Source organism: Janthinobacterium sp. MP5059B (genome assembly GCF_001758645.1).
GTDB lineage: Bacteria > Pseudomonadota > Gammaproteobacteria > Burkholderiales > Burkholderiaceae_D > Janthinobacterium > Janthinobacterium lividum.
Window position 1 is genome coordinate 283,596 of the sequence record NZ_LRHX01000020.1, and the last position, 20,245, is coordinate 303,840.

Genomic DNA, 20,245 nt, shown 5'->3' on the forward strand with positions numbered 1-20,245 from the left:
TGGAAACGTGTCGTGGACGCTTGAGCTTTTCGCCCGCGCGGTGGAGAATGCAGCCGATGTCACCACCACGCGAAAAGGAATGCGCATGACCAACGTCCCACTGGAAGAATCCGGCTTGCCGGCCACCGCGCTCGACATGCACCGCGCCATCGGCGCCACCATCGCCGCGCTGCAGGCACTGGACTTGAACAGCCAGCGTTTCGAGGCGTGCACGGACCCGGAACTGCGCCGCGTGCTCGCGCATGCGGGCGACACCAGCCGCAAGGAAGCGGCCATGCTGCTCGAATGGATGCGCCGTCGCGATGCGCGCCTGGACGCGGCCATGAAGGAAGCGCTGTTCAAGGCGGGGCCGATTGTTGCCCAGTATCACTATGACGAGAAAATATTGTAACTATTGGTTTGTTGCTGTGGCGTACCATGCGCCACTTTCGCATCGTTTCGCGTAGACTGTGCCCCGGACACGATTTTGGGGGAGTTTGCAACGATGAGATCATTACCATACCGAGAAGGCAGCTGGTTTGCCGTGCCCTTGCCGGGCGGCGGCTATGCCGTCGGCGTGGTGGCGCGCAGGGCGCCTGCCGGGCGCATCATGCTGGCGTATATGTTCGGGCCGAAGCGCGACAGCTTGCCGACGCTCAATGAGCTGGAAGGCTTGCGGCCGGAACAGGCCGTACGTCGCCTGCGCACGGGCGACATGGCCCTGCTCAACGAGCGCTGGCCCCTGCTGGGTGACAGCCTCCACTGGGAGCGCGACGCCTGGCCCATGCCGGCCTTTATCCGCCGCAATGAATCCTTGCAGCGCGCCTGGCGCGCCAGCTATGCGGACGCCGACCCTGCCAAGCTGAACCGCGAGGAATCGATCCCCTTCGATACGCCGGGCATGGAGAGCGATTCCCTGTACGGCTACGGGGCGACGGAATTGCTGATGAATAAATTGCTGGCGCAGGAGCAGGCGTCCGCTTGACCGTTGTCGGGCGGCGGAAACGCCGGAGCCGGTAGCGTAGGTCGGATTAGCGCCTGGCGCGTAATCCGACAGGAACAGCCAACAATGTTGTCGGATTACGCGAGGCAAGGCCTCGCTGATCCGACCTACGCCGCTGGCAAGCTGATCTGAAACGCGAGGCCGCCGCCTTCGCGGTTGCGCACTTGCAATTCGGCGCCATGGCGCAGCAGCACGCGGTCGACGATGGCCAGGCCCAGGCCGGCGCCGTTTGCCTGCCCGCGCGCCGTATCGAGGCGGGTGAACGGCTTCATCAGTTGCTCGATCTTTTCTGCCGGCACGCCCGTGCCGTGGTCTTGCACTTCGATGATGACCTTTTTCGCGCCGTGGCTGGTGCGCACCTGGCAGGCGATGTCGATTTCCGTCACGTCGCTGCCCGGCGTCTTGCCATAGCGGCGCGCATTCTCGATCAGGTTGTTCAGCACGCGGCGCAGGTCAGTGGGGTTGCCCATCGCATGCGCGCCGTCGGCGATGCTGGCGTTGATCTTCACATCCGGCAGGCGCATGGCTTCGCGCGTCATGTCGCTGAGCAGGCCGCTCAGGTCGACATTCGTAAAGCTCGACGCTTCCGTCGGCTTGGCGTAGTCGAGGAACTGGCCGATGATGGCGTCCATCTGCCCGATATCGGACTGGATGCCTTCGCGCGCCTCGTCCGACAGGTTCGCCATTTCCACTTCCAGCTGCATGCGCGCCAGCGGCGTGCGCAAATCGTGCGAAATGCCGGCCAAAATCACGGCGCGGTCCGATTCCACCTGTTTCAGGTCATCGACCATCTGGTTGAAGCTGCGGTTCGCCTCGATGATTTCGATCGGACCCTTTTCCGGCAGCGGCGCCGGCTGCTTGCCCTTGGCGATGTCGCGCGCGGCCGCCGTCAAACGCGACAGCGGCAGATTGATCAGGCTGGAAATGATGGCTGCGCCCAGCAGGGACAGCAGCGACACCAGGCTGGCCCAGCCCAGCCACTGGAAGCCCGTCAGGCCGCGCAGGCGCTCCCGGTCCAGCATCAGCCAGTACTCGTCGTCGTCGATCTTGAAGCTGACCCAGAAGCCGGCCACGCCGTTGACGCGCGCGGAAAAGCGCGTGTCCTTGCCCAGCTTGGCCTTCACCAGCGCCTCGATGTCGGGCATCAGGTAATTGTCGGGCGGCGGCTCGATGCGGTCGTCCTCTTCCAGCGAGAAGATGCGGATGCCTTCATTGCTGACGAGGTCGAACAGCAGCTCGCGCCGCAGCTCGGGAGCCGAGTGCGTCAGTGCCGCATGCGTGATGGTAACGACGGAAATGATCTGGGCGGAAATCTGCTGCGCCTGCGGCTCGCGCTGGATGAAGGAAATCATGCTGAACCAGGCGATCATGCTGACCGTGGTCAAGGTGCCGAGCAGCAAAAAGGTGCGCCAGAACAAGCCGCTTTTCAGCCGCGCCAGGCTGATATCGGGAAAAAGCTTCATCATGCCTCGCCTGCGATCAGCGCGGCTGTCCGTCCGGGATGAAGACGTAACCTAAGCCCCACACGGTCTGGATGAACAGCGGGCTCGACGGATCAGGTTCGATGAGTTTGCGCAGGCGCGAGATTTGCACGTCCAGGCTGCGGTCGAACACTTCGTATTCGCGGCCGCGCGCCAGTTCCATGAGTTTCTCGCGCGACAGCGGCTGGCGCGCATGGCGGGCAAACACTTTCAGCACCGAAAATTCACCGGTCGTCAGCGGCACTGTTTCGCCATTCTTTTTCAGGGTACGCGTGCCCAGGTCCAGCACGAAGTCGCCGAATTCGAAGGTTTGCGGCGTTTCCGACGGTGCGCCCGGGATTTCATCGGGACCCTTGCGGCGCAGCACGGCGCCGATGCGGGCCACCAGTTCACGCGGATTGAATGGTTTCGGCAGATAATCGTCGGCACCCATTTCCAGGCCCACGATGCGGTCCACGTCCTCGCCCTTGGCCGTCAGCATGATGATCGGCGTCTGGTCGCCCGCGCCGCGCAGGCGGCGGCAGATCGACAGGCCGTCTTCGCCCGGAAGCATCAGGTCGAGTACCAGCAGGTCGTAGCGTTCGCGCAGCCACAGTTTGTTCATGGCCGTCGCGCTCTCTGCCGTGAAGACATTGAAGCCCTGTTCGGTCAGGTAGCGCCGCAGCAGGTCGCGCAGGCGCACATCGTCATCGACTACCATGATTTTTGCCTGGTGGCCGTGGATCGATTGCGTTGTTGTATTGCTGCCGGAAGTGGAGGTTGTGGTCATTTAGGGTGTCGTGTTATCTTATATTAGTTGCTATAGTAACGCCTCGCGCGGCGTCGGCAAGGGGCTGTGGCGACCCATTACAAAGTGTTACAAACTTTACCCAATTACTCTTACTGCACCGTGTAAAGCATCATACACTGGGGCCACAGTGGAAATCAGCTTTAGTTTATACGGCATCGCGGAAGAGGAACTCAATGAATATCTTTACTAAAAAAATTCACGCCGCTCCCAGCGCAGCTATTGCTGCACGTACGACCGTGCTGTCCGCATTTGCCGTTTGTTCCGTGTTTGCCGCCAGTCTGGCGGCAGCGCAAAACCAGCCGCCGCCACGCCGTGACGACCAGCAGCAAATGCAGGCCCAGCGGTATGAACAGGTACAGCGCAGCAACAGCAATGATACGCGACTGCGCGAACAGCGTGACGCACGCAGTTTCGACACGCGCGCAGAAGAGCAGCGCCGCGCCAACGAAGGCGCCGACGCCTCGCGCCGCACGGGCCGCATGACGCCCGACGAACGGCGCGACCTGCGCCGCCAGATCAACGAAGTGGGGCAGGACATTTACTCGAATCCCCCGCGCCGCTAGGCAGCCATCCCCCTCCGACAGGGCCATCTCGCAAGACATGGCCCTGTTTGCATCTGGCCGCATGCATTGTTGCTCAGTCAGGCACACGGCCCCGCCCCGTGATATTGTTCTAGTGCACGGAGGCAATTCTTTGAAATGGCTGCTGGGGGAGGCAAGGCGTGAGCGACGACGACACACCCGTTCCGGATGCGGTCCCCGCAGGCGGCTTGCCGCACGGCCTGGTCCAGCGCGACGAGGGCGTGTTCCTTGACCTGTCGCTGGCGCCGGCGCAGCTGCGCACCGCCGTCGAGCAGCTGTTCCAGTCGGGCCAGCTGCTGGCCGGCCTCGATTACGGTTTGTTCCTGCTGACCCTGTTTCATGCCCCTACTCCCCGCGCCGCGCCCAAGGGCGATGCCCTGCTGCGCATCGCCGTGCGCGTGGCGCCATTCCCGCCCGCGCGCCGTGCGCTGTACAAACAAATCAAGATCCGTGGCGACAGCGCCGAATTTTACTTTGAAGCCTTGCCTGCGGACGCGGACGGCCAGGTGCCGGCGCGCCGCGAATTCGACGAGCTGGTGGCCGACCTGTGGTGCAAGGGCGTGCACTACGGCATCGATAGCGCGGCCGTGCGCGCCATTCTCGCCAGCGGCAAGGCCGAGCGCATCACGGTGGCGAGGGTGCTGCCACCACAGCCGGGGCGCGACGCCCAGCTGGTCGAAGTGTCGCAAGGCATCCACCGCGACGATGCGCCGCGCGAACGCTCCGATGGCCGCCTGGATTTGCTCAGCTTCAAGAACCGCTTTCCGCAAGTAAAAAAACACGCGCGCCTGCTGCGTCTGCTGCCGGGGACTCCCGGCTTGCCCGGCTACGACCTGGCCGGCAAGGCGCTGCCGCCGCCCGCGCCGCTGGAACTGGACCTGGCCACCGTGGCGGGGCCAGGCACGGCGGTCGAGCATTTCAGCGATGGGGATTTCGTCGTGGCCACGCAAGATGGCTATGTGAATGTCGATGAGCAAGGCAAGATGTCCATCGAAAACAAGATCGTCAGCCGCGAAGGCGTCAGCAGCCGTACGACGGGCAATTTGAAGCTGAGCGCCGCCTACGAGGAGTACGGCGAAGTGCAGGAGCAGCGCCAGCTCGACGGCAGCGACATCACCATCCATGGCGACGTCTACGGCCACTTGCACTCGCATGGCGGATTAATATGGCTACAGCGCAACCTGGTGGGCGGCACGGCCTTCAACGAGCATGGCGACGTGCGCGTCGAGGGCGTCGCTTCCGGCTCCGTGCTGCAGGCGCTGAGCGGCGAAGTGCATGTGAAGCGCGCGGAAAGCTGTGTCATCGCCGGCACGCGCGTGGTGATCGACAGCGCCAGCAATTGCGAGATCATCGCCGACGAGGTCGTCATCGAACTGGCCGAAGGCTGCGCCGTGGCGGCGCGCACCATCCGCATCGGCAGCGCCGGTCCCCGCAAGCAGGTGGAGATGCTGCTGTTCCCGCTGGTGCCCGATTTGAGTGCGCTGGAACAAAAGATCGCCGAGAGCCTGGCGAAGGCGGCGCAATTCCTGCAGGTGCAGCACAAGCGCCAGCAGGAAATCGATGCCATCGCGCAATTGCCCGAGGTACGCAATTACCTGACCCTGGCGGGCCAGCTGCGGCGTGGCGAATTGCAACTGCAATCAACGCAGCAGATACAGTACGACAAGCTGGCCGCGCGCATCGCTCCCGTCCTGAAAGAGGTGGCGCGGCTGCGCGTGGAGGTAAAACAGTCGGAAATCCTGCACGCGCAGATGCTGGCGCTGGTGGAACAATTGCGTCAGGAGCGGCAGGCAACGGCGGGCCAGTCGCGCTGCACCCTGAGCCTGATTGATGGCGAGACGACGGTGCGCGCCCTCGTCGTGCCGCCCGGACCGGCCAAGGTCTACGACCGGCCGCCGAAGGAAATCAAGGCCTTGCTGCGCAGCGCCACGCCGGCCACGCAGCCCGTGTTTGCGGACAGCACGGGCAGCCTGGACTGGACCTACCAGCCGCCACTCTGATCAGTCGATAACCTTGCCGCGAGATTGTTTGAGGACGCTGTGCGTGCTCTTGCTGTCGAGACGGCGCCGCTGCGAGCTGCGCGTGGGCTTGGTGGCGCGGCGCACGGCGGGCAGGAAGGTCACGCTGTCGATGATTTCCTGCAAGCGCCGCAAGGCTTCTTCCTTGTTCTGTTCCTGGCTGCGCGACTGCTGCGCCTTGAGCACCAGCACGCCATCCTTGCTGATGCGGCTGTCGCGCAGGGCCAGCAGCCGTTCCTTGTACGCTTCCGGCAGCGACGAGGCGGCGATGGGGAAGCGCAAATGGATGGCGCTGGACACCTTGTTGACGTTCTGCCCGCCCGGGCCTTGGGCGCGGATGGCGGAAAATTCAACTTCAGCGGGGTTGACGAGGTGTTGCATGGCCTGCCTGTTGGGGAATGATGGGGGTATTGTAAGGGAAGATGGCTGCGCCGGCGCAAGGCCGGGCGCTGAGGCCAGGCTGCCTTCCGGGAAAGTTGATGTTTCTCAACGCCGCCTGCGGCGATGCTGGTTAGCATGGGGCCAACGTTGCGCCACTGCGCATCCTGGCAGCGCCTACCGGATGAAAGGAACACCATGCAGCCCACGACCACGCCTGGCGCCGCAACGACCCAATACCTGACGCAGTACTTGAGTTTCCGGCTGGGCGGCCTGGAATACGGCCTCGATTATCGTTGCGTGCGGGAACTGCGTCCTCTGAAGGAACTCGACCGTTTTTCCTCGGAAGGGGAAGTGCTGCACAGCGTGGCCGTTTCGCGCGGCGTAATCATCCCCATCGTCGACATGCGCGCCGCGTTCGGCAGCGCCCACGGCGCGCCCGACCCGGCCACCGACGTGATCATTTTGCAGCTGAGCAATGGCGTGATGGGCATGGTGGTCGATGGCGTCACCGATATCGTCAGCCTGGCCGCCAGCGACATCGCCGCCGTGCCCGGCCTGGGCGAGGCGGAAGCCGATTACCTGCTGGGCCTGGGCACGGTGGCGGGACGCCGATTGATCCTCGTCGACATCGACCGCCTGATGGCGATCCGCAGCCCCAGTCCCATGCAGGCAGCCTAAAAAAAAGACGACCCGGGAGTCGTCTTTGTGTTTTGCGTTAGCCCAGTTTCTCTAACTGATCCTGCAAGTCCAGCCATTCCGCTTCCAGCTGCGCCAGGTCCTTGGTGAAGAAGGTCTGGTCGGCCAGCAATTGCTTGAGCTTGGCCTTGTTGGCCGCGTCGTAGATGGTCGGCTCGCCCAGCTTGGCGTCGGTTTCCGCCTTTTGCGCATTGCGCTTGGCGATCTGCTCTTCCTGGCGCTTGATCTTGTTTTCGATCGGTTTGCGCAGGGCGGCCGTTTTTTGGCGCTCTTCCGCTTCCTTGCGCTTGTCGCGCACGGGCGCGGCAGGGACGGCGGCTACCGGCGCAGGGACGGAAGACGTCACGGGGAAATCGGTCTTGTTGGCCTTGCCGGCGGCCGGCAGCACGTCCGTGCCCTTGCCCAGCTTGGTCTTGAACAGCCAATCCTTGTAGTCGTCCAGGTCGCCGTCGAACGGTTGCAGCTTGCCGTCGGCAACGATGATGAATTCGTCCGTGGTGGCGCGCAGCAAGTGGCGATCATGGGAAACGACGACCAGGGTGCCTTCGAACTGGGCCAGCGCTTCCGTCAGCGCTTCGCGCGTTTCCAGATCCAGGTGATTGGTCGGTTCATCGAGCAGCAGCAGGTTAGGACGCTGCCAGACGATCAGGGCCAGCGCCAGGCGGGCTTTTTCGCCGCCCGAGAACGGTGCGATCGACGCGGTGACCATGTTGCCGGGGAAGTTGAAGCCGCCCAGGAAGTTGCGCAGTTCCTGCTCGCGCACGGTCGGGGCGATCTTGGCCAGATGCCACAGCGGCGATTCGTCGTGGCGCAGCATTTCCACCTGGTGCTGGGCGAAGTAGCCGATGTTGAGGCCCTTGCCCATGGTGGCGTCGCCCGTCAGCGGCATCAGTTCGCCGGCGATGGTCTTGATCAGGGTCGACTTGCCGGCGCCGTTCTGGCCCAGCAGGCCGATGCGCTGGCCGATCTGCAGCGAAAACTTGATGCCGTTGACGATGGTTTTATGCGTGATTTCGCCCGTCGCTTCGTTCTCGATCTTGTAGCCCGCATCGACGTCTTCCATCACCAGCAGCGGATTTGGTGCCGACAGCGGCTCGCGGAATTCGAACGAGAATTCGGCGGCGGCGCGCAATGGCGCCAGCTCTTCCATCTTCGCCAGCGCCTTCATGCGGCTTTGCGCCTGGCGGGCCTTCGAGGCTTGCGCCTTGAAGCGGTTCACGAACGATTCCAGATGGGCACGTTTGCGCTGCTGCTTTTCCAGCGCGCCGGCGGCCAGGATCATCTGCGCCGCGCGTTGGCGCTCGAAGCTCGAGTAGTTGCCCGAATAGCGCTTCAGCTTGCGTTCGTCGATATGCACGACCACGTTGACGACTTCATCGAGGAAGTCGCGGTCATGGGAAATGATCAGCAGGGTGCCGGCGTAGCGCTTGAGCCAGTCTTCCAGCCAGATGATGGCGTCCAGATCCAAATGGTTGGTCGGTTCATCGAGCAGCAGCAGGTCGGATGGGCACATCAGCGCTTGCGCCAGGTTCAAACGCATGCGCCAGCCGCCGGAGAAACTGGCCACCGGTTGCTGCATCTGGTCCAGGGTGAAGCCCAGGCCCAGCAGCAATTGCTCGCCGCGCGATTGCACGGTATACGCGTCGGCATCGGCCATGGCGCTGTAGATTTCGCCGATGGCGATACCGTTTTCCGACGTGGCAGGCTCCGATTCCAGGCGCGCCAGTTCCGCTTCCAGTTTGCGCAGGGTGACGTCGCCGTCGATTGCATAGTCGAGCGCGGCACGGTCCAGCGGCGGCGTTTCCTGCGCCACGTAAGCCACGCGCCATTTGGCCGGGAAATCGATCTCGCCCTGGTCAGGGTGCAATTCGCCACGCATCATGGCGAACAGGCTCGATTTGCCCGCGCCATTGGCGCCGATCAGGCCGATCTTGTCGCCCGGATTGAGGGTGACATCAACTTGTTCGAGCAACGGTTTGATGCCGCGCATCAGGCTTACTTGTAGGAAACGTATCATTTTTTTCTTTGTAAAGGCTGGGCTTTGACCCCCGCCGTAAAAACATCGTGTAGGTCGGATTAGTCCGAAGGACGTAATCCGACGGGTGCCGCACAGGCATGTCGGATTACGCTACGCTAATCCGACCTACCAATTCCATTAAACCAGCTTCAACTGCTCGGCCGTCAGCAGGAAGACCATGTCGTCGCCGGCGCTCGTCGTCAGCCAGGTCAGGCCCAGCTCGCCGAAGGCCGCTTCGGCGTATGCGCGTTCGTTGCCGATTTCAATCATCAGGATGCCGTCGTCCGTCAGGCGCTCGGCCGCGCCGGCGATGATCTTGCGCACCAGGTCCATGCCGTCGCTGCCGCCGTCGAGGGCGATTTGCGGTTCAGCCAGGTATTCCTGGGGCAGGGCGCCCATCGAGGCGGAATTCACGTATGGCGGATTGCTGATGATCAAATCATATTTCTTGGCCGGCACGTTGGCGTACAGGTCCGATTCGATCAGGGTGACGCGGTCCTGCAATTTGTACGTGTCGACGTTGCGCTTGGCCACGGCCAGCGCGTCGGCGGAAATGTCCACGGCGTCGACTGCGGCGTTCGGGAAGGCATCGGCCATCATGATAGCCAGGCAGCCCGAACCGGTGCACAGTTCCAGGATGTTTTCCACGGCTTCCGGTTCCGCCACCCATGGCGAGAAGTATTCAGGGATCAGTTCGGCGATGAAGGAGCGGGGCACGATCACGCGCTCGTCGACGTAGAAGTTATACGTGCCCAGCCAGCCTTCCTTGGTGATGTAGGCGGCCGGCACGCGGTCGATGCTGCGGCGGTCGATGACGCTCATCACGCTGGCCACTTCCGACGGCAGCAGCTTGGCGTCGAGGAAGGGTTCGAGCTTGTCGAGCGGCAACTTCAAGGTGTGCAGGATCAGATAGGCCGCTTCGTCGAACGCTTCGGCGCTGCCGTGGCCGAAAAACAGCTTGGCGGTATTAAAGCGGGTAACGGCGTAGCGCAGCAGGTCGCGTGGCGTGGAAAACGGGTTCGGGGTCATGGCATTCTCGAAAAGACGGTGTTCTGGCCCGCCGTGACGGGCCTCGGTATTCTGGTTCAGACGGGCAGCAAATGCTCCAGCGTGCGCCGGTAAATATTCTTCAGAGGATCGATGTGGCGCAGTTCGATGTGCTCGTCGATCTTGTGAATACTGGCATTGGGCGGCCCGAATTCTATCACTTGGGGGCAGATTTGCGCGATAAACCGGCCATCCGAGGTGCCGCCCGTGGTCGACAGCTCCGTCGCGAGGCCCGTTTCTTCCAGGATGGCGGCGGACAGCGCATCGCTCAAGGTGCCGCGCGGCGTGAGGAAGGGCAGGCCGCTCAGGGTCCACTGCAAATCGTATTGCAAATCATGCTTGTCGAGGATGGCGTGGACCCGTTCCTGCAGGTTTTCCGCAGTGCTGGCCGTGGAAAAACGGAAATTAAAATCGATCACCATGTCGCCGGGAATCACGTTATTGGCGCCCGTGCCCGCGTTGATGTTGGACATTTGCCACGAGGTCGGCAAATAGTACTCGTTGCCGGCATCCCATTTTTCCTCGACCAGGTCGGCCAGCGCCTGCGCCGCTTCGTGAATCGGGTTTTTTGCCAGGTGCGGGTAGGCGATATGGCCTTGCACGCCCTTGATCGTCAGCCGGCCCGACAGCGAACCGCGGCGGCCGTTCTTGATCATGTCGCCCAGCTGTGCGCTCGACGTCGGCTCGCCCACCAGGCAATAGTCGATCTGCTCGCCGCGCGCCTTCAGCTGCTCGCAGACGATGACGGTGCCATCCGTGGCCGGGCCTTCCTCGTCGCTCGTGATCAGAAAGGCGATCGAGCCCGTGTGCCCGGGCGTGGCGGCGATGAATTCCTCACAAGCCACCACCATGGCGGCGATCGAGGTCTTCATGTCGGCCGCGCCACGGCCGTACAGCTTGCCGTCGCGGTGCGTGGGAATGAAGGGCAGCGAGCGCCATTGCTCGACGGGACCGGTCGGCACCACGTCCGTATGCCCGGCAAAGACGAAGACGGGCGATGTCGTGCCACGGCGCGCCCACAGATTGGTGACGTCGTTCGACTGTATCGTCTCGCAGACAAAGCCCAGCGGCGTGAGGATATCGATCAGGTGCTGCTGGCAGCCCTTGTCGTCGGGCGTGACCGAAGACAGGGCGATCAGTTTTTCGGTCAGGGCGAGGGTTTTGGAGGTGGTCATGGGTAAGGTCGTGCCGGCAACATCGTTCCGGTGGTCAACTAAGTATGGTTACAGCGAGAAAAGGGTCTTGTACTGCGCATCGGAAAACGCCACGCTGAACTGGCCATCCTTGTCCAGCACGGGGCGCTTGATGATGGACGGGTTTTCCAGCATCAGGTCCAGGGCACTTGCCGCATCGACGGTGGACGCCTTGCGCTCGTCGGACAGGGCGCGCCAGGTCGTGCCTTTCTTGTTGACCAGCACATCCCACGGCAATTGCTGCAGCCACGCTTCGACCGTGGCGCGTTCCAGGCCCTGCTTCTTGAAGTCGTGGAAGGTGAAATCGAGTTGTTGCGCGGCCAGCCAGGTGCGGGCCTTTTTGACGGTATCGCAGTTGGGGATACCGTAGAGTGTAATGGTCGTCATGGGTAGGGCTAAGGGGAATGAATGCGGTTCGCTTGACCGTGGCGCTTGCGCCAGGGAAAAATGCGATGGTAGCCGCCATTATACAGTCGATGCGCAGTCGATGCGGCAGTGCAACACGCCCCAGTGATTTGCCCTACACAGGCCGTGGCGCCGCCTTGCCCGATTCGGCCGGACCGAAATGCAGGCCAAGGCGCAAGGCCAAGGCGCGCAGGGCGCCGCTTTCCTGCAGGTGCAGGGCCAGCGCGATGTGGCCGTCGGGGCGCACGAGATAGGCCGCGTCGCGGCCCAGGCCGGCCAGTTTGGCGGCCACGTTATAGGTATAGCAATGCACGGGCAGTTTCAGCACGCGCGCTTCGTCGAGCAGTTCGGGCGCTGCTTCGCCATAGATGTGCAATTGCCAATCCATGCTGCGCAAGGCCGTGAAATTGTCTTGCGTGCCGTCCGAGAACCATGGCAGGCGGTCGCCGCCGCGCAGGTATTCCGCATGGCCGGCGGAAAGGGCGCTGTCTTCATAGCTGATCTGGATTTGCGACACGGTCCGGAACAGCAGCCGGCGCGCGCGCGCGAAGCCGGAGAGGAAGGGCAGCGCGTGCGGCACCAGCCAGCGGCGCAGGAATTGCCCGGCCATGCCTTGCGCGACGATGGCCTGGAAGGCCCGGTCGGTGGTGGCGACGAGCTTGCGGGCAAACACGATGCGCTCGCTTTCATAGGTGTCGAGCAGGGCGTCGTTGCTTTGTCCCCGCAGTTTTTGCGCCAGTTTCCAGGCCAGGTTGACGGCGTCGCCCAGGCCCGTGTTCATGCCCTGGCCGCCCACGGGGCTGTGCAGGTGGGCCGCGTCGCCGAGGATGAAACAGCGCCGTTCGCGGAATTGTCCGGCCACCCGGTGGTGCACCTTATACGTGGAAAACCAGTTCACGTGTTCGACCTCGATGCCAAGCAAGGCTTGCACCTGCTCCCGCACGTCGTCGAAGACGGGCGCCGGCGCGCCATAGGGGCGGTCGGGCAGGATGCCGATCAGGCGCTGCATGCCGCTGGTGCGCACGGGCAGCATCAGCGCAAACGAGTTCGCGCCCAGGTGGGCGTGCAAGTCCGTATTCTTGCCGGCCACTTGCGCGTCGGCCACGTAATACAGGTGGTCGTAGGTGCCGCCGGAGAACGCAAAGCCGGCGATCTCGCGCACCTTGCTGCGGGCGCCGTCGCAGCCGCAAATATAGTTAAACGTGCAATATTGGCGTTCGCCATTGTTCAGCAGGATGGCTTGCACTTCGCTATCGTCCTGCGTCCACAGGTCGAGCGCCACGTTCCATTCCACGTGCACGCCGGCCGCCGCCAGCTTGCTGATCAGGAAGCGTTCATGCTCGTCCTGCGGCAGGCTCAGCACGAAAGGATAGGGGCTCAGCCCTTCGCCGATCTCGCCCAGCGCCAGTTTCACCAGCTCCTCGCCGCCTTCGTGGATATGCATGGCATTGATCTTGATGCCCAGGTGCACCAGCTCGTCGGCAAAGCCCAGCTGCTGGTAAAACTCCAGCGTGCGCGCATGCACGGCCATGGCCCGCGAGGCCTGGCCCGGTCCGCTATTCCTGTCGATGATGCGGCAATCGACGCCATGGCGCGCCAGGCGCAAGGCAAGCATGAGGCCGGTAGGACCGGCGCCGACGATCAAGACGGGAGGAGTATTCATGCCATCCAGTATAGGACAGGATGGGGCATGGCTGCGCGACGATTGAAGTTGCTGGTCGGAAATGAAAATGTCCCGCCGGAGCGGGACATTCACGGTGCTACGTGCGCCTTACGGCGCAGTCATCAGATACCGCGCAGCAACTCGTTGATGCCGGTCTTGGCGCGCGTTTTCGCATCCACGCGCTTGACGATCACGGCGCAGTACAGCGAGTACTTGCCGTCTTCCGATGGCAGGTTGCCCGAGACCACGACGGAGCCGGCTGGCACGCGGCCGTACGTCACTTCGCCCGTGGCGCGGTCGTAGATCTTGGTCGACTGGCCGATGTAGACGCCCATCGAGATGACCGAGTTTTCCTCGACGATCACGCCTTCGACGATTTCCGAGCGGGCGCCGATGAAGCAGTTGTCTTCGATGATGGTCGGGTTCGCTTGCATAGGCTCCAGCACGCCGCCGATGCCGACGCCGCCGGACAGGTGGACGTTCTTGCCGATTTGCGCGCAGGAACCGACGGTGGCCCAGGTGTCGACCATGGCGCCTTCATCGACGTAGGCGCCGATGTTGACGTAGGACGGCATCAGCACGACGTTCTTGGCGATGAAGCTGCCGCGGCGGGCGACGGCTGGCGGCACCACGCGGAAACCGCCCTTGGCGAAGTCTTCCTTCGTGTAGTTGGCGAACTTGGTCGGGACCTTGTCGTAGAACTGCATCGTGCCGTCCGATGGCAGGACGACGTTGTCTTCCAGGCGGAACGACAGCAGCACGGCTTTCTTGACCCACTGGTTGACGACCCAGTCGCCCGAGGTTTTTTCCGCCACGCGGATGCTGCCGTTGTCCAGGCCATTGATGACGTGGGAGACGGCGTCGCGCAATTCGGCCGTGCCGTTGCCCGGATTGATCTCGGCGCGGTTTTCCCAGGCCTGGTCGATGATGTTTTGCAGTTGTTGGCTCATGATGATGTCTTGTTTATGTAGGGGTTGATGCGGATGCGGAAAGCTGCTGGCAGAATTTTACTATGCGCAACGCTGCTTCCAGCCCTTCAGCCGTTTCGGCCACGAGGGCCATACGGATGCGGTTGCGGCCCGGATTGATGCCGTGCGCGTCGCGCGCCAGGTAGCTGCCAGGCAATACCGTGACATTATATTCGGCGTACAGGCGTTGCGCGAATTGCGTGTCGGACAGTCCCGTGCGGCTGACGTCGGCCCACAGGTAGAAGCCGGCGTCCGGCAATTGCACGTCCATCACCGATTGCAGCAGCGGCGTGATGGCGTCGAACTTGGCGCGGTACTTGGCGCGATTTTCCTCGACATGGGTTTCGTCGTTCCAGGCCGCGACGGAGGCCGCCTGCACGGCAGGGCTCATGGCGCCGCCGTGGTAGGTTCGGTAAAGCAGGAATTTTTTCAGGACTTCCGCGTCGCCGGCAACAAAGCCCGAGCGCATGCCCGGCACGTTCGAACGCTTCGACAGGCTGGAAAACACCACCAGGCGCGCATACGGGCGCTCGATGGTGGACAGGCCCAGCATGTGCGCCGCCTGCAGCGCGCCCAGCGGGGGCGTGTCGCCGTGGTAGATCTCGGAATAGCACTCGTCGGCGGCGATGACGAAATCGTAGCGCTCGGACAGGGCGAACAGGTGTTCCCAGTCCGTCAGGGTCAGCACGGCACCGGTCGGGTTGCCGGGCGAACACAGGAACAGCAGTTTGACCTTTTCCCACACGGACGCGGGCACGCTGTCGTAGTCGCAGCCGAAATTGCGCGCCGGGTCGGAATTGACGAAATACGGTTCGGCGCCAGCCAGGTAGGCCGCGCCTTCATAGATCTGGTAAAACGGATTCGGGCTGATCACCAGCGAGCCGGCCGACGGGTCGATCACCGTTTGCGCCAGCGCAAACAGCGCTTCGCGCGAACCGTTCACGGGCAGGATTTGCGTGGCAGGATTGAGCTTGGGGATGCCGTAGCGGCGTTCCAGCCAACCAGCAATGGCCGTGCGCAAGGCTTCCGAGCCGATGGTGGTCGGATAGCTGGCCAGGCCATGGATATTGTCGGTCAATGCCTGTTCGATGAAGGCCGGCGTCGGGTGCTTGGGTTCGCCCATGCCCAGGCTGATGGGCGCATACTCGGGGTTGACCGTCACGCCGGCAAACAGCTGGCGCAGCTTTTCAAAGGGATATGGTTGCAGTTTAGCAAGAAGTGGATTCACGGAACGGACCAGGGCAAGAGTGGAAAGACGATGTTGCTAAGCGACTAACTGGCGCGGCAGACTTGATGCCGGTCAAATAATAAGCTGCGTCTTTCATTATAGCCGTCCTCGCGGGCCCGCTGTGCAAGCCGCATCGGGCCGCGCCGGCCTGATCGTTGCCCGGCTTGCCACGGCATGCCGCAGCGGGGAGTGCCGCGCCATGGCGCGGCAAGGTAAAATACGCTATGTCTACCTTACTTCCCACTCTGCTTGCTATTGAAACTTCGTCCGAACTCGCCTCCTGCGCCTTGCTGCGCGGCGATGTCGTCCTGTCCCGCGCGTCGTCGGGCGTGCGCACCCATTCCCAGTCCATCTTGCCGATGGTGCAGGAATTGCTGGCTGAAGCGGGCGTGACCCTGGCCGACGTCGATGCCATCGCCTATGGCTCCGGTCCCGGCTCGTTTACGGGCGTGCGCACGGCCTGCGGCATCGCGCAAGGCCTGGCCTATGGCGCCAGCCTGCCCGTCGTGCCCGTTGTCACCCTCGACGCCATGGCGCTGGCATGCCACCAGCAGCATGGCGCGCAACGCATCGTGACCGTGCTTGACGCCCGCATGGGCGAAGTGTACTGGGCGCAATATGATTACCAGGATGGCTTGCAGCTCGTTTCGCCACCGGCACTGAGCGCGCCCGCCGGCGTGGCGCCGCAAGGCGATGTTGCCGGCTGTGGCAACGGCTTTAGTGCCTATGCCGAAGCACTGGCCGCGCTGCCATGCGCTGCGACTGCTGACGCGGCCATCATGCCGCATGCCGTGCAAGTGGCGCAACTGGCGCGCATCGCCTTTGCCGCCGGACATTTCGTGACGGCGGCCGAGGCGCAGCCTTTGTACTTGCGCAACAAGATCGCCTACACGAGCGCGGAACGGCACGAGATGCAACAGGCCAAGGCCGCCGCGGAGCCGGCACAATGATGGAGGCGGGCAAGGACGCAGTGACGCAGGATGGCAGCGCGGCAGGCTGGGACTTGCTGCGCCTCGACTATCAGCCCATGGTCGAAGCGGACCTGCTTGAGGTGCTGGCGCTGGAGCAGCGCGTGTATCCGCATCCCTGGACGCATGGCAACTTCGTCGACTCCCTGAAGAGCGGCTACCCTGCCTGGGTGCTGCGCGACGTGGATGGCACCCTGCTCGGCTACTTTTTGCTGATGCTGGTTGTCGATGAAGCGCACTTGCTCAACGTGGCCGTCGAAGGCGCCATCCAGGGCCAGGGACTGGGCCGCTTCCTGTTGAATCAGTCCTGCGCCTGCGCGCGCCAGCTGGGCATGGAATCCATGCTGCTGGAAGTGCGCCCGTCGAACGTGCGCGCGCTCGATATTTACCAGCGCTATGGATTTGAACAGATCGGCCGGCGCAAGGGATACTATCCGGCCAGCAACTCGCAACGTGAGGACGCCATCGTGATGCGTTATACCTTATGAGCCGCAGCGCCGTTTTCCTCGATGAAATGGGCGTCGGTCCCCTGTGGCGCTTGCGCCAGGGCGCCGCACCCGAAGCCGTTGATGTCGTCGAAGCTCCCGTGGCGGTGCAAGTTGCCGTGGCGGCTCCCATGGCCGAAGCCGCTCAAGCCGTGACTGAGGTGGTTGCCGAGGTGGCCGCTGCGGTCGTCGCCGAAGTGGTCGCCGAGGTGAAGGCTGAGGTACCCGTCACCGTTGCCGCTACACCGGTTCCCGTCGCCGAGCCGGACGACACGGCCTGGTTCGACGATGCGCCGCCACCACCGCCTGCCAAACAGCTGAGCGATACGGATATCGCCGCCCTCGACTGGGAAGGCTTGACGGCTGCCGTCGCCAAGTGCGCGCGCTGCGACTTGTGCAAGACGCGCAAGGGCGTCGTCATGGGTCGTGGCGACCGCCAGGGCGCTTGGCTGATGCTGGCCAGCAGTCCCTCGCGCACGGAAGAACGCGAAGGGCGCGCCTTGCCGGGCGAGCAGGGCAAGTTGCTCGACAATATGCTGAAAGCCATCGAAGTCGATGCGGGTCGCGACGTGTACATCACGCATTTGCTGAAATGCCGTCCGCTGGACGAGGCGGGCCAGGAGCGCTTGCCGACTGAATCCGAGTCCGCCGCCTGCCGTCCGTACTTTGACCGCGAACTGGCCCTGCTGCAGCCGCGCACCATCGTGACCCTGGGGTCGATGGCCGCCGCCGGCATCAATCCGGGCGAAAAACCCGTGCGTGGCAAGGTGCGCCAATTGGGCAATGCCTCGGTCGTGGCCACCTTCCATCCGGAAATGTTGTTGCAGGACGAGACGGGCAAGGCCAAGGCGCGCGCCTGGGCCGACCTGTGCCTGGCGAAAAGCACGCACGGTGATTCGCACGGTGAGTGATGCGGCCGTCGTCACCTTCCAGGCCCGCTTCGAGCAGCGCTGGGGGCATCTGACGCACCCCCGCGTGCGTGCGCTGGCCTGGCTGCTGGACTCGCCCGACTTGCTGGACCCGGCCAGCCCCCACTGGGGCGGGCGCATCGCCAGCCTCGCGCCCGTCACGCCAACTGTGGCGGCCTGGCTGGGGGCGCTGCAGGATGATCCGTCGCCGCTCGATGCGGCGCTGGGGCCGAAATTCTATTCCCGCCTGGGCCTGTATGCTGAAAAGCTGCTGGCCTTTTATTTTGAGCAGCATGGACTATTGCAAGCGCATGGCTTGCAAGTGCAGGTCAACCGCAACGACACGGTGGGCGAGTTCGATTTTTTGCTGCGTGATGGGGTGCAGGGTGACGCGTTGCTGCACTGGGAATTCGCCACCAAGTTCTACCTGCTGGAAGGCGCGCCCGATCCCGGTATTTTCAACCACTTGATCGGCCCCAACCTGGCCGACACCCTGGGCTTGAAGATGCGCAAGATTCTCGACAAGCAATTGGCCTTGTCCCGTCATCCGGCCGCGCAAAGCCTGCTGGCGCAACCTGTGCGCGCGGCGCAGGCACTGGTCAAGGGCTGGCTGTTCTATCCATCGGACGCCACGCCCGCCATGGACGGCATTTCCCAGGAACATGGACACGGCTTCTGGTGCACGCCGGCGCAATTGCCGGCGCGGCGCTATGTCGTGCTGCCGCGCCTGCAATGGCTGGCGCCATTCAAGGGGCGCGACGTGGAAGTGCTGGACGTGGATGCCTTGCGCGCACAGTTGTTTGATCTGGCGCAACCCGTGATGGTGGCCACGGTGGATAATGTCGAAGGCTGGGAAGTGGAGCGCACGCGTGGTTTTGTCGTGCCGCCTGACTGGACGGAGCAGGCTGCCGCGCGGCGGCTGGCTGGCATGCTGCCAGTGTAATGCCGGGGGCTGATCCGCTGGGTCAGCCCCCGAAATTAATGCTTTTGCTCGCCGATCAGCGATAAATTGTCGTGCTCGGCCTGGTTCAGCTTGTGCTTGCGCATGATCATGTACATGGTGCCGGCGACGAACAGGCCGAACAGGGTGATGATGATGTTCAGCGGCAGGTGCAGGCGGATCATGATCGAGTACACGGCCAGCATGGTCAGAATCGACAGGTTTTCATTGAAGTTCTGCACGGCGATGGAATGGCCCGCGCTCATCAGCACGTGGCCACGGTGTTGCAGCAGGGCATTCATAGGCACGACGAAGAAGCCGGACAGGGCGCCGATCAGTATCAGCAGCGGGTAGGCGATCCACACGGAGTGCACTTGCGTCATCATCATGACGATCACGCCCATGGCGATGCCCAGCGGAATGACGGTCAGCGATTTGCGCAGTGGAATGAAACGTGCCGACAGCACGGCGCCGGCGGCCACGCCGATGGCGACCACGCCCACCAGGCTGGTCGCCTTGTCGAAGGGCATGTTCAGCGATTGCTTGGCCCATTCCAGCACGATCAGTTGCAAGGTGGCGCCAGCGCCCCAGAACAGGGTCGTCACGGCCAGGGTGATCTGGCCCAACTTGTCTTTCCACAGGATGGAATAGCAATTGGCAAAATCGGTAATGAGTTTGATAGGATTGCGTTCCTGGTGCGGATACACGCAGCCCGTGTCGGGAATCTTCAGGTTGGCCAGGGTTGCCAGCACATAGATGCCGACCACCACGCACAGGGCCGCTTCCGTCTTGTTGGTGATGCCCGTGTCGATCAGGGGGAAGTCGAAGGACAGCAGCATGTCGGACACGTGGCCGCTGACGAGCGCGCCGCCCATGACGGTGCCGAGGATGATGGAGGTGACGGTCAAGCCTTCGATCCAGCCATTCGCCGCCACCAGCTTTTCCGGCGGCAGCAGTTCCGTCAGGATGCCGTACTTGGCGGGCGAGTACACGGCCGCGCCAAAACCGACGACGGCGTAGGCCAGCAGCGGGTGTACGTGGAAGAAGACGAGGGCGCAGCCGAAGATCTTGACCATGTTGGCAATGAACATGACCTTGCCTTTTGGCAGAGCATCCGCGAAGGCGCCGACAAAAGCGGCCAACAGCACGTAAAACAGGACGAATGACAGTTTGAGCAGCGGCGTGATCCACGCCGGTGATTTCATGGACACCAATAAATCGACGGCGACAAAAAAGAGGGCGTTATCTGCCAGCGAGGAAAAGAACTGCGCCGCCATGATGGTATAAAAACCACGATTCATTCTGGAATGCCTGAAATCATATCTGGCTTGCTTTATACCACGAAAAAACGGCAAACCCCAAGTTTGGAAGGGGCTGCTTTGCATAGTCTTGTCTAAGCGAAGCTTAATTTTTCTGCCGTAGAAAAATACACATACATGTGAGCATTTTGTACATGCTGTCCTGGGTGACCATCGCAGGCATTCCCTTGCCGGC

The 20,245-nt window shown here is 62.9% G+C and carries 20 protein-coding genes; 9 read left to right on the forward strand and 11 right to left on the reverse strand.

Annotated elements, in window-relative coordinates; all coding sequences use genetic code 11:
• Nucleotides 1-85 precede the first annotated feature (85 nt).
• Nucleotides 86-391 (forward strand): hypothetical protein, encoded by a 306-nt coding sequence (locus JAB1_RS25175; protein ID WP_070282200.1) that lies wholly within the window; start codon nucleotides 86-88, stop codon nucleotides 389-391.
• Nucleotides 392-484: 93 nt separating this feature from the next.
• Nucleotides 485-964, forward strand: coding sequence for an Imm26 family immunity protein (locus JAB1_RS25180; protein ID WP_070282201.1), 480 nt, complete (start codon nucleotides 485-487; stop codon nucleotides 962-964).
• A 125-nt stretch (nucleotides 965-1,089) separates the two neighbouring features.
• Here JAB1_RS25180 and JAB1_RS25185 read toward each other — a convergent pair whose 3' ends face one another.
• Nucleotides 1,090-2,448, reverse strand: coding sequence for a sensor histidine kinase (locus JAB1_RS25185; RefSeq protein WP_070282202.1), 1,359 nt, complete (start codon nucleotides 2,446-2,448; stop codon nucleotides 1,090-1,092).
• Between the two features lie 13 nt (nucleotides 2,449-2,461).
• Nucleotides 2,462-3,163: a two-component system response regulator OmpR gene (ompR, locus tag JAB1_RS25190; protein ID WP_223278807.1), complete on the reverse strand. Its 702-nt coding sequence runs from the start codon at nucleotides 3,161-3,163 to the stop codon at nucleotides 2,462-2,464.
• 263 nt (nucleotides 3,164-3,426) lie between these two features.
• Between ompR and JAB1_RS25195 the strand changes: the two genes are divergently transcribed.
• Both JAB1_RS25195 and JAB1_RS25200 read left to right on the forward strand, forming a co-directional pair.
• Entirely contained in the window at nucleotides 3,427-3,816 is a 390-nt protein-coding gene (locus tag JAB1_RS25195) for a hypothetical protein (protein ID WP_070255514.1), read from the forward strand.
• Nucleotides 3,817-3,974: 158 nt separating this feature from the next.
• A complete protein-coding gene (locus JAB1_RS25200) occupies nucleotides 3,975-5,834 on the forward strand; it encodes a flagellar assembly protein A (protein ID WP_083299964.1) in 1,860 nt (619 codons plus the stop codon).
• On the opposite strand, the gene arfB is transcribed toward JAB1_RS25200, so the two are convergent.
• On the reverse strand, nucleotides 5,835-6,233 hold the full coding sequence (arfB, locus tag JAB1_RS25205; RefSeq protein WP_034779396.1) for an alternative ribosome rescue aminoacyl-tRNA hydrolase ArfB: 399 nt from the start codon (nucleotides 6,231-6,233) through the stop codon (nucleotides 5,835-5,837).
• Between the two features lie 195 nt (nucleotides 6,234-6,428).
• Between arfB and JAB1_RS25210 the strand changes: the two genes are divergently transcribed.
• Nucleotides 6,429-6,911 carry a chemotaxis protein CheW gene (locus JAB1_RS25210; RefSeq protein WP_034779394.1) on the forward strand — a complete coding sequence of 161 codons (483 nt, stop codon included), beginning with the start codon at nucleotides 6,429-6,431 and terminating at the stop codon, nucleotides 6,909-6,911.
• A gap of 37 nt (nucleotides 6,912-6,948) precedes the next feature.
• Here JAB1_RS25210 and JAB1_RS25215 read toward each other — a convergent pair whose 3' ends face one another.
• The 7 genes from JAB1_RS25215 to dapC all read right to left on the reverse strand — a co-directional run bounded on the left by JAB1_RS25215 (nucleotide 6,949) and on the right by dapC (nucleotide 15,450).
• A complete protein-coding gene (locus JAB1_RS25215; protein ID WP_034779392.1) occupies nucleotides 6,949-8,946 on the reverse strand; it encodes an ATP-binding cassette domain-containing protein in 1,998 nt (665 codons plus the stop codon).
• A 138-nt stretch (nucleotides 8,947-9,084) separates the two neighbouring features.
• Nucleotides 9,085-9,975, reverse strand: a complete 891-nt coding sequence (gene prmB, locus JAB1_RS25220) for a 50S ribosomal protein L3 N(5)-glutamine methyltransferase (protein ID WP_070282203.1) — start codon at nucleotides 9,973-9,975, stop codon at nucleotides 9,085-9,087.
• 56 nt (nucleotides 9,976-10,031) lie between these two features.
• Entirely contained in the window at nucleotides 10,032-11,168 is a 1,137-nt protein-coding gene (dapE, locus tag JAB1_RS25225) for a succinyl-diaminopimelate desuccinylase (RefSeq protein WP_070282204.1), read from the reverse strand.
• Between the two features lie 48 nt (nucleotides 11,169-11,216).
• Nucleotides 11,217-11,573 carry an ArsC family reductase gene (locus JAB1_RS25230; protein WP_070282205.1) on the reverse strand — a complete coding sequence of 119 codons (357 nt, stop codon included), beginning with the start codon at nucleotides 11,571-11,573 and terminating at the stop codon, nucleotides 11,217-11,219.
• A 133-nt stretch (nucleotides 11,574-11,706) separates the two neighbouring features.
• Nucleotides 11,707-13,254: an FAD-dependent oxidoreductase gene (locus tag JAB1_RS25235; RefSeq protein WP_071653417.1), complete on the reverse strand. Its 1,548-nt coding sequence runs from the start codon at nucleotides 13,252-13,254 to the stop codon at nucleotides 11,707-11,709.
• 122 nt (nucleotides 13,255-13,376) lie between these two features.
• Nucleotides 13,377-14,204 (reverse strand): 2,3,4,5-tetrahydropyridine-2,6-dicarboxylate N-succinyltransferase, encoded by an 828-nt coding sequence (gene dapD / locus JAB1_RS25240; protein ID WP_070282206.1) that lies wholly within the window; start codon nucleotides 14,202-14,204, stop codon nucleotides 13,377-13,379.
• Nucleotides 14,205-14,217: 13 nt separating this feature from the next.
• On the reverse strand, nucleotides 14,218-15,450 hold the full coding sequence (dapC, locus tag JAB1_RS25245; RefSeq protein ID WP_070255503.1) for a succinyldiaminopimelate transaminase: 1,233 nt from the start codon (nucleotides 15,448-15,450) through the stop codon (nucleotides 14,218-14,220).
• Between the two features lie 224 nt (nucleotides 15,451-15,674).
• Here dapC and tsaB point away from each other — a divergent pair, with 224 nt between their 5' ends.
• The 4 genes from tsaB to JAB1_RS25265 are packed head-to-tail and all read left to right on the forward strand — an operon-like array spanning nucleotide 15,675 to nucleotide 18,754.
• On the forward strand, nucleotides 15,675-16,400 hold the full coding sequence (gene tsaB / locus JAB1_RS25250; protein WP_070282207.1) for a tRNA (adenosine(37)-N6)-threonylcarbamoyltransferase complex dimerization subunit type 1 TsaB: 726 nt from the start codon (nucleotides 15,675-15,677) through the stop codon (nucleotides 16,398-16,400).
• Nucleotides 16,397-16,906, forward strand: a complete 510-nt coding sequence (rimI, locus tag JAB1_RS25255) for a ribosomal protein S18-alanine N-acetyltransferase (protein ID WP_070255497.1) — start codon at nucleotides 16,397-16,399, stop codon at nucleotides 16,904-16,906. Before tsaB ends, rimI begins: the two co-directional genes overlap by 4 nt.
• Nucleotides 16,903-17,814 (forward strand): uracil-DNA glycosylase, encoded by a 912-nt coding sequence (locus tag JAB1_RS25260; protein WP_070282208.1) that lies wholly within the window; start codon nucleotides 16,903-16,905, stop codon nucleotides 17,812-17,814. Before rimI ends, JAB1_RS25260 begins: the two co-directional genes overlap by 4 nt.
• A complete protein-coding gene (locus tag JAB1_RS25265) occupies nucleotides 17,798-18,754 on the forward strand; it encodes a DUF1853 family protein (RefSeq protein WP_070282272.1) in 957 nt (318 codons plus the stop codon). Before JAB1_RS25260 ends, JAB1_RS25265 begins: the two co-directional genes overlap by 17 nt.
• Nucleotides 18,755-18,789: 35 nt before the next feature.
• Here JAB1_RS25265 and lplT read toward each other — a convergent pair whose 3' ends face one another.
• A complete protein-coding gene (lplT, locus tag JAB1_RS25270) occupies nucleotides 18,790-20,052 on the reverse strand; it encodes a lysophospholipid transporter LplT (protein WP_034779369.1) in 1,263 nt (420 codons plus the stop codon).
• Between the last annotated feature and the right edge of the window lie 193 nt (nucleotides 20,053-20,245).

Bases quoted from the DNA above. Each gene is read 5' to 3' on its own strand.
- arfB (WP_034779396.1), bottom strand. From the start codon at position 6,233: ATGCAACACCTCGTCAACCCCGCTGAAGTTGAATTTTCCGCCATCCGC.
- JAB1_RS25185 (WP_070282202.1), bottom strand. From the start codon at position 2,448: ATGATGAAGCTTTTTCCCGATATCAGCCTGGCGCGGCTGAAAAGCGGC.
- tsaB (WP_070282207.1), top strand. From the start codon at position 15,675: ATGTCTACCTTACTTCCCACTCTGCTTGCTATTGAAACTTCGTCCGAA.
- dapD (WP_070282206.1), bottom strand. From the start codon at position 14,204: ATGAGCCAACAACTGCAAAACATCATCGACCAGGCCTGGGAAAACCGC.
- JAB1_RS25260 (WP_070282208.1), top strand. From the start codon at position 16,903: ATGAGCCGCAGCGCCGTTTTCCTCGATGAAATGGGCGTCGGTCCCCTG.
- JAB1_RS25180 (WP_070282201.1), top strand. From the start codon at position 485: ATGAGATCATTACCATACCGAGAAGGCAGCTGGTTTGCCGTGCCCTTG.
- JAB1_RS25230 (WP_070282205.1), bottom strand. From the start codon at position 11,573: ATGACGACCATTACACTCTACGGTATCCCCAACTGCGATACCGTCAAA.
- JAB1_RS25195 (WP_070255514.1), top strand. From the start codon at position 3,427: ATGAATATCTTTACTAAAAAAATTCACGCCGCTCCCAGCGCAGCTATT.
- lplT (WP_034779369.1), bottom strand. From the start codon at position 20,052: ATGAATCGTGGTTTTTATACCATCATGGCGGCGCAGTTCTTTTCCTCG.
- ompR (WP_223278807.1), bottom strand. From the start codon at position 3,163: ATGGTAGTCGATGACGATGTGCGCCTGCGCGACCTGCTGCGGCGCTAC.
- JAB1_RS25210 (WP_034779394.1), top strand. From the start codon at position 6,429: ATGCAGCCCACGACCACGCCTGGCGCCGCAACGACCCAATACCTGACG.
- rimI (WP_070255497.1), top strand. From the start codon at position 16,397: ATGATGGAGGCGGGCAAGGACGCAGTGACGCAGGATGGCAGCGCGGCA.
- JAB1_RS25215 (WP_034779392.1), bottom strand. From the start codon at position 8,946: ATGATACGTTTCCTACAAGTAAGCCTGATGCGCGGCATCAAACCGTTG.
- JAB1_RS25235 (WP_071653417.1), bottom strand. From the start codon at position 13,254: ATGAATACTCCTCCCGTCTTGATCGTCGGCGCCGGTCCTACCGGCCTC.
- JAB1_RS25175 (WP_070282200.1), top strand. From the start codon at position 86: ATGACCAACGTCCCACTGGAAGAATCCGGCTTGCCGGCCACCGCGCTC.
- prmB (WP_070282203.1), bottom strand. From the start codon at position 9,975: ATGACCCCGAACCCGTTTTCCACGCCACGCGACCTGCTGCGCTACGCC.
- dapE (WP_070282204.1), bottom strand. From the start codon at position 11,168: ATGACCACCTCCAAAACCCTCGCCCTGACCGAAAAACTGATCGCCCTG.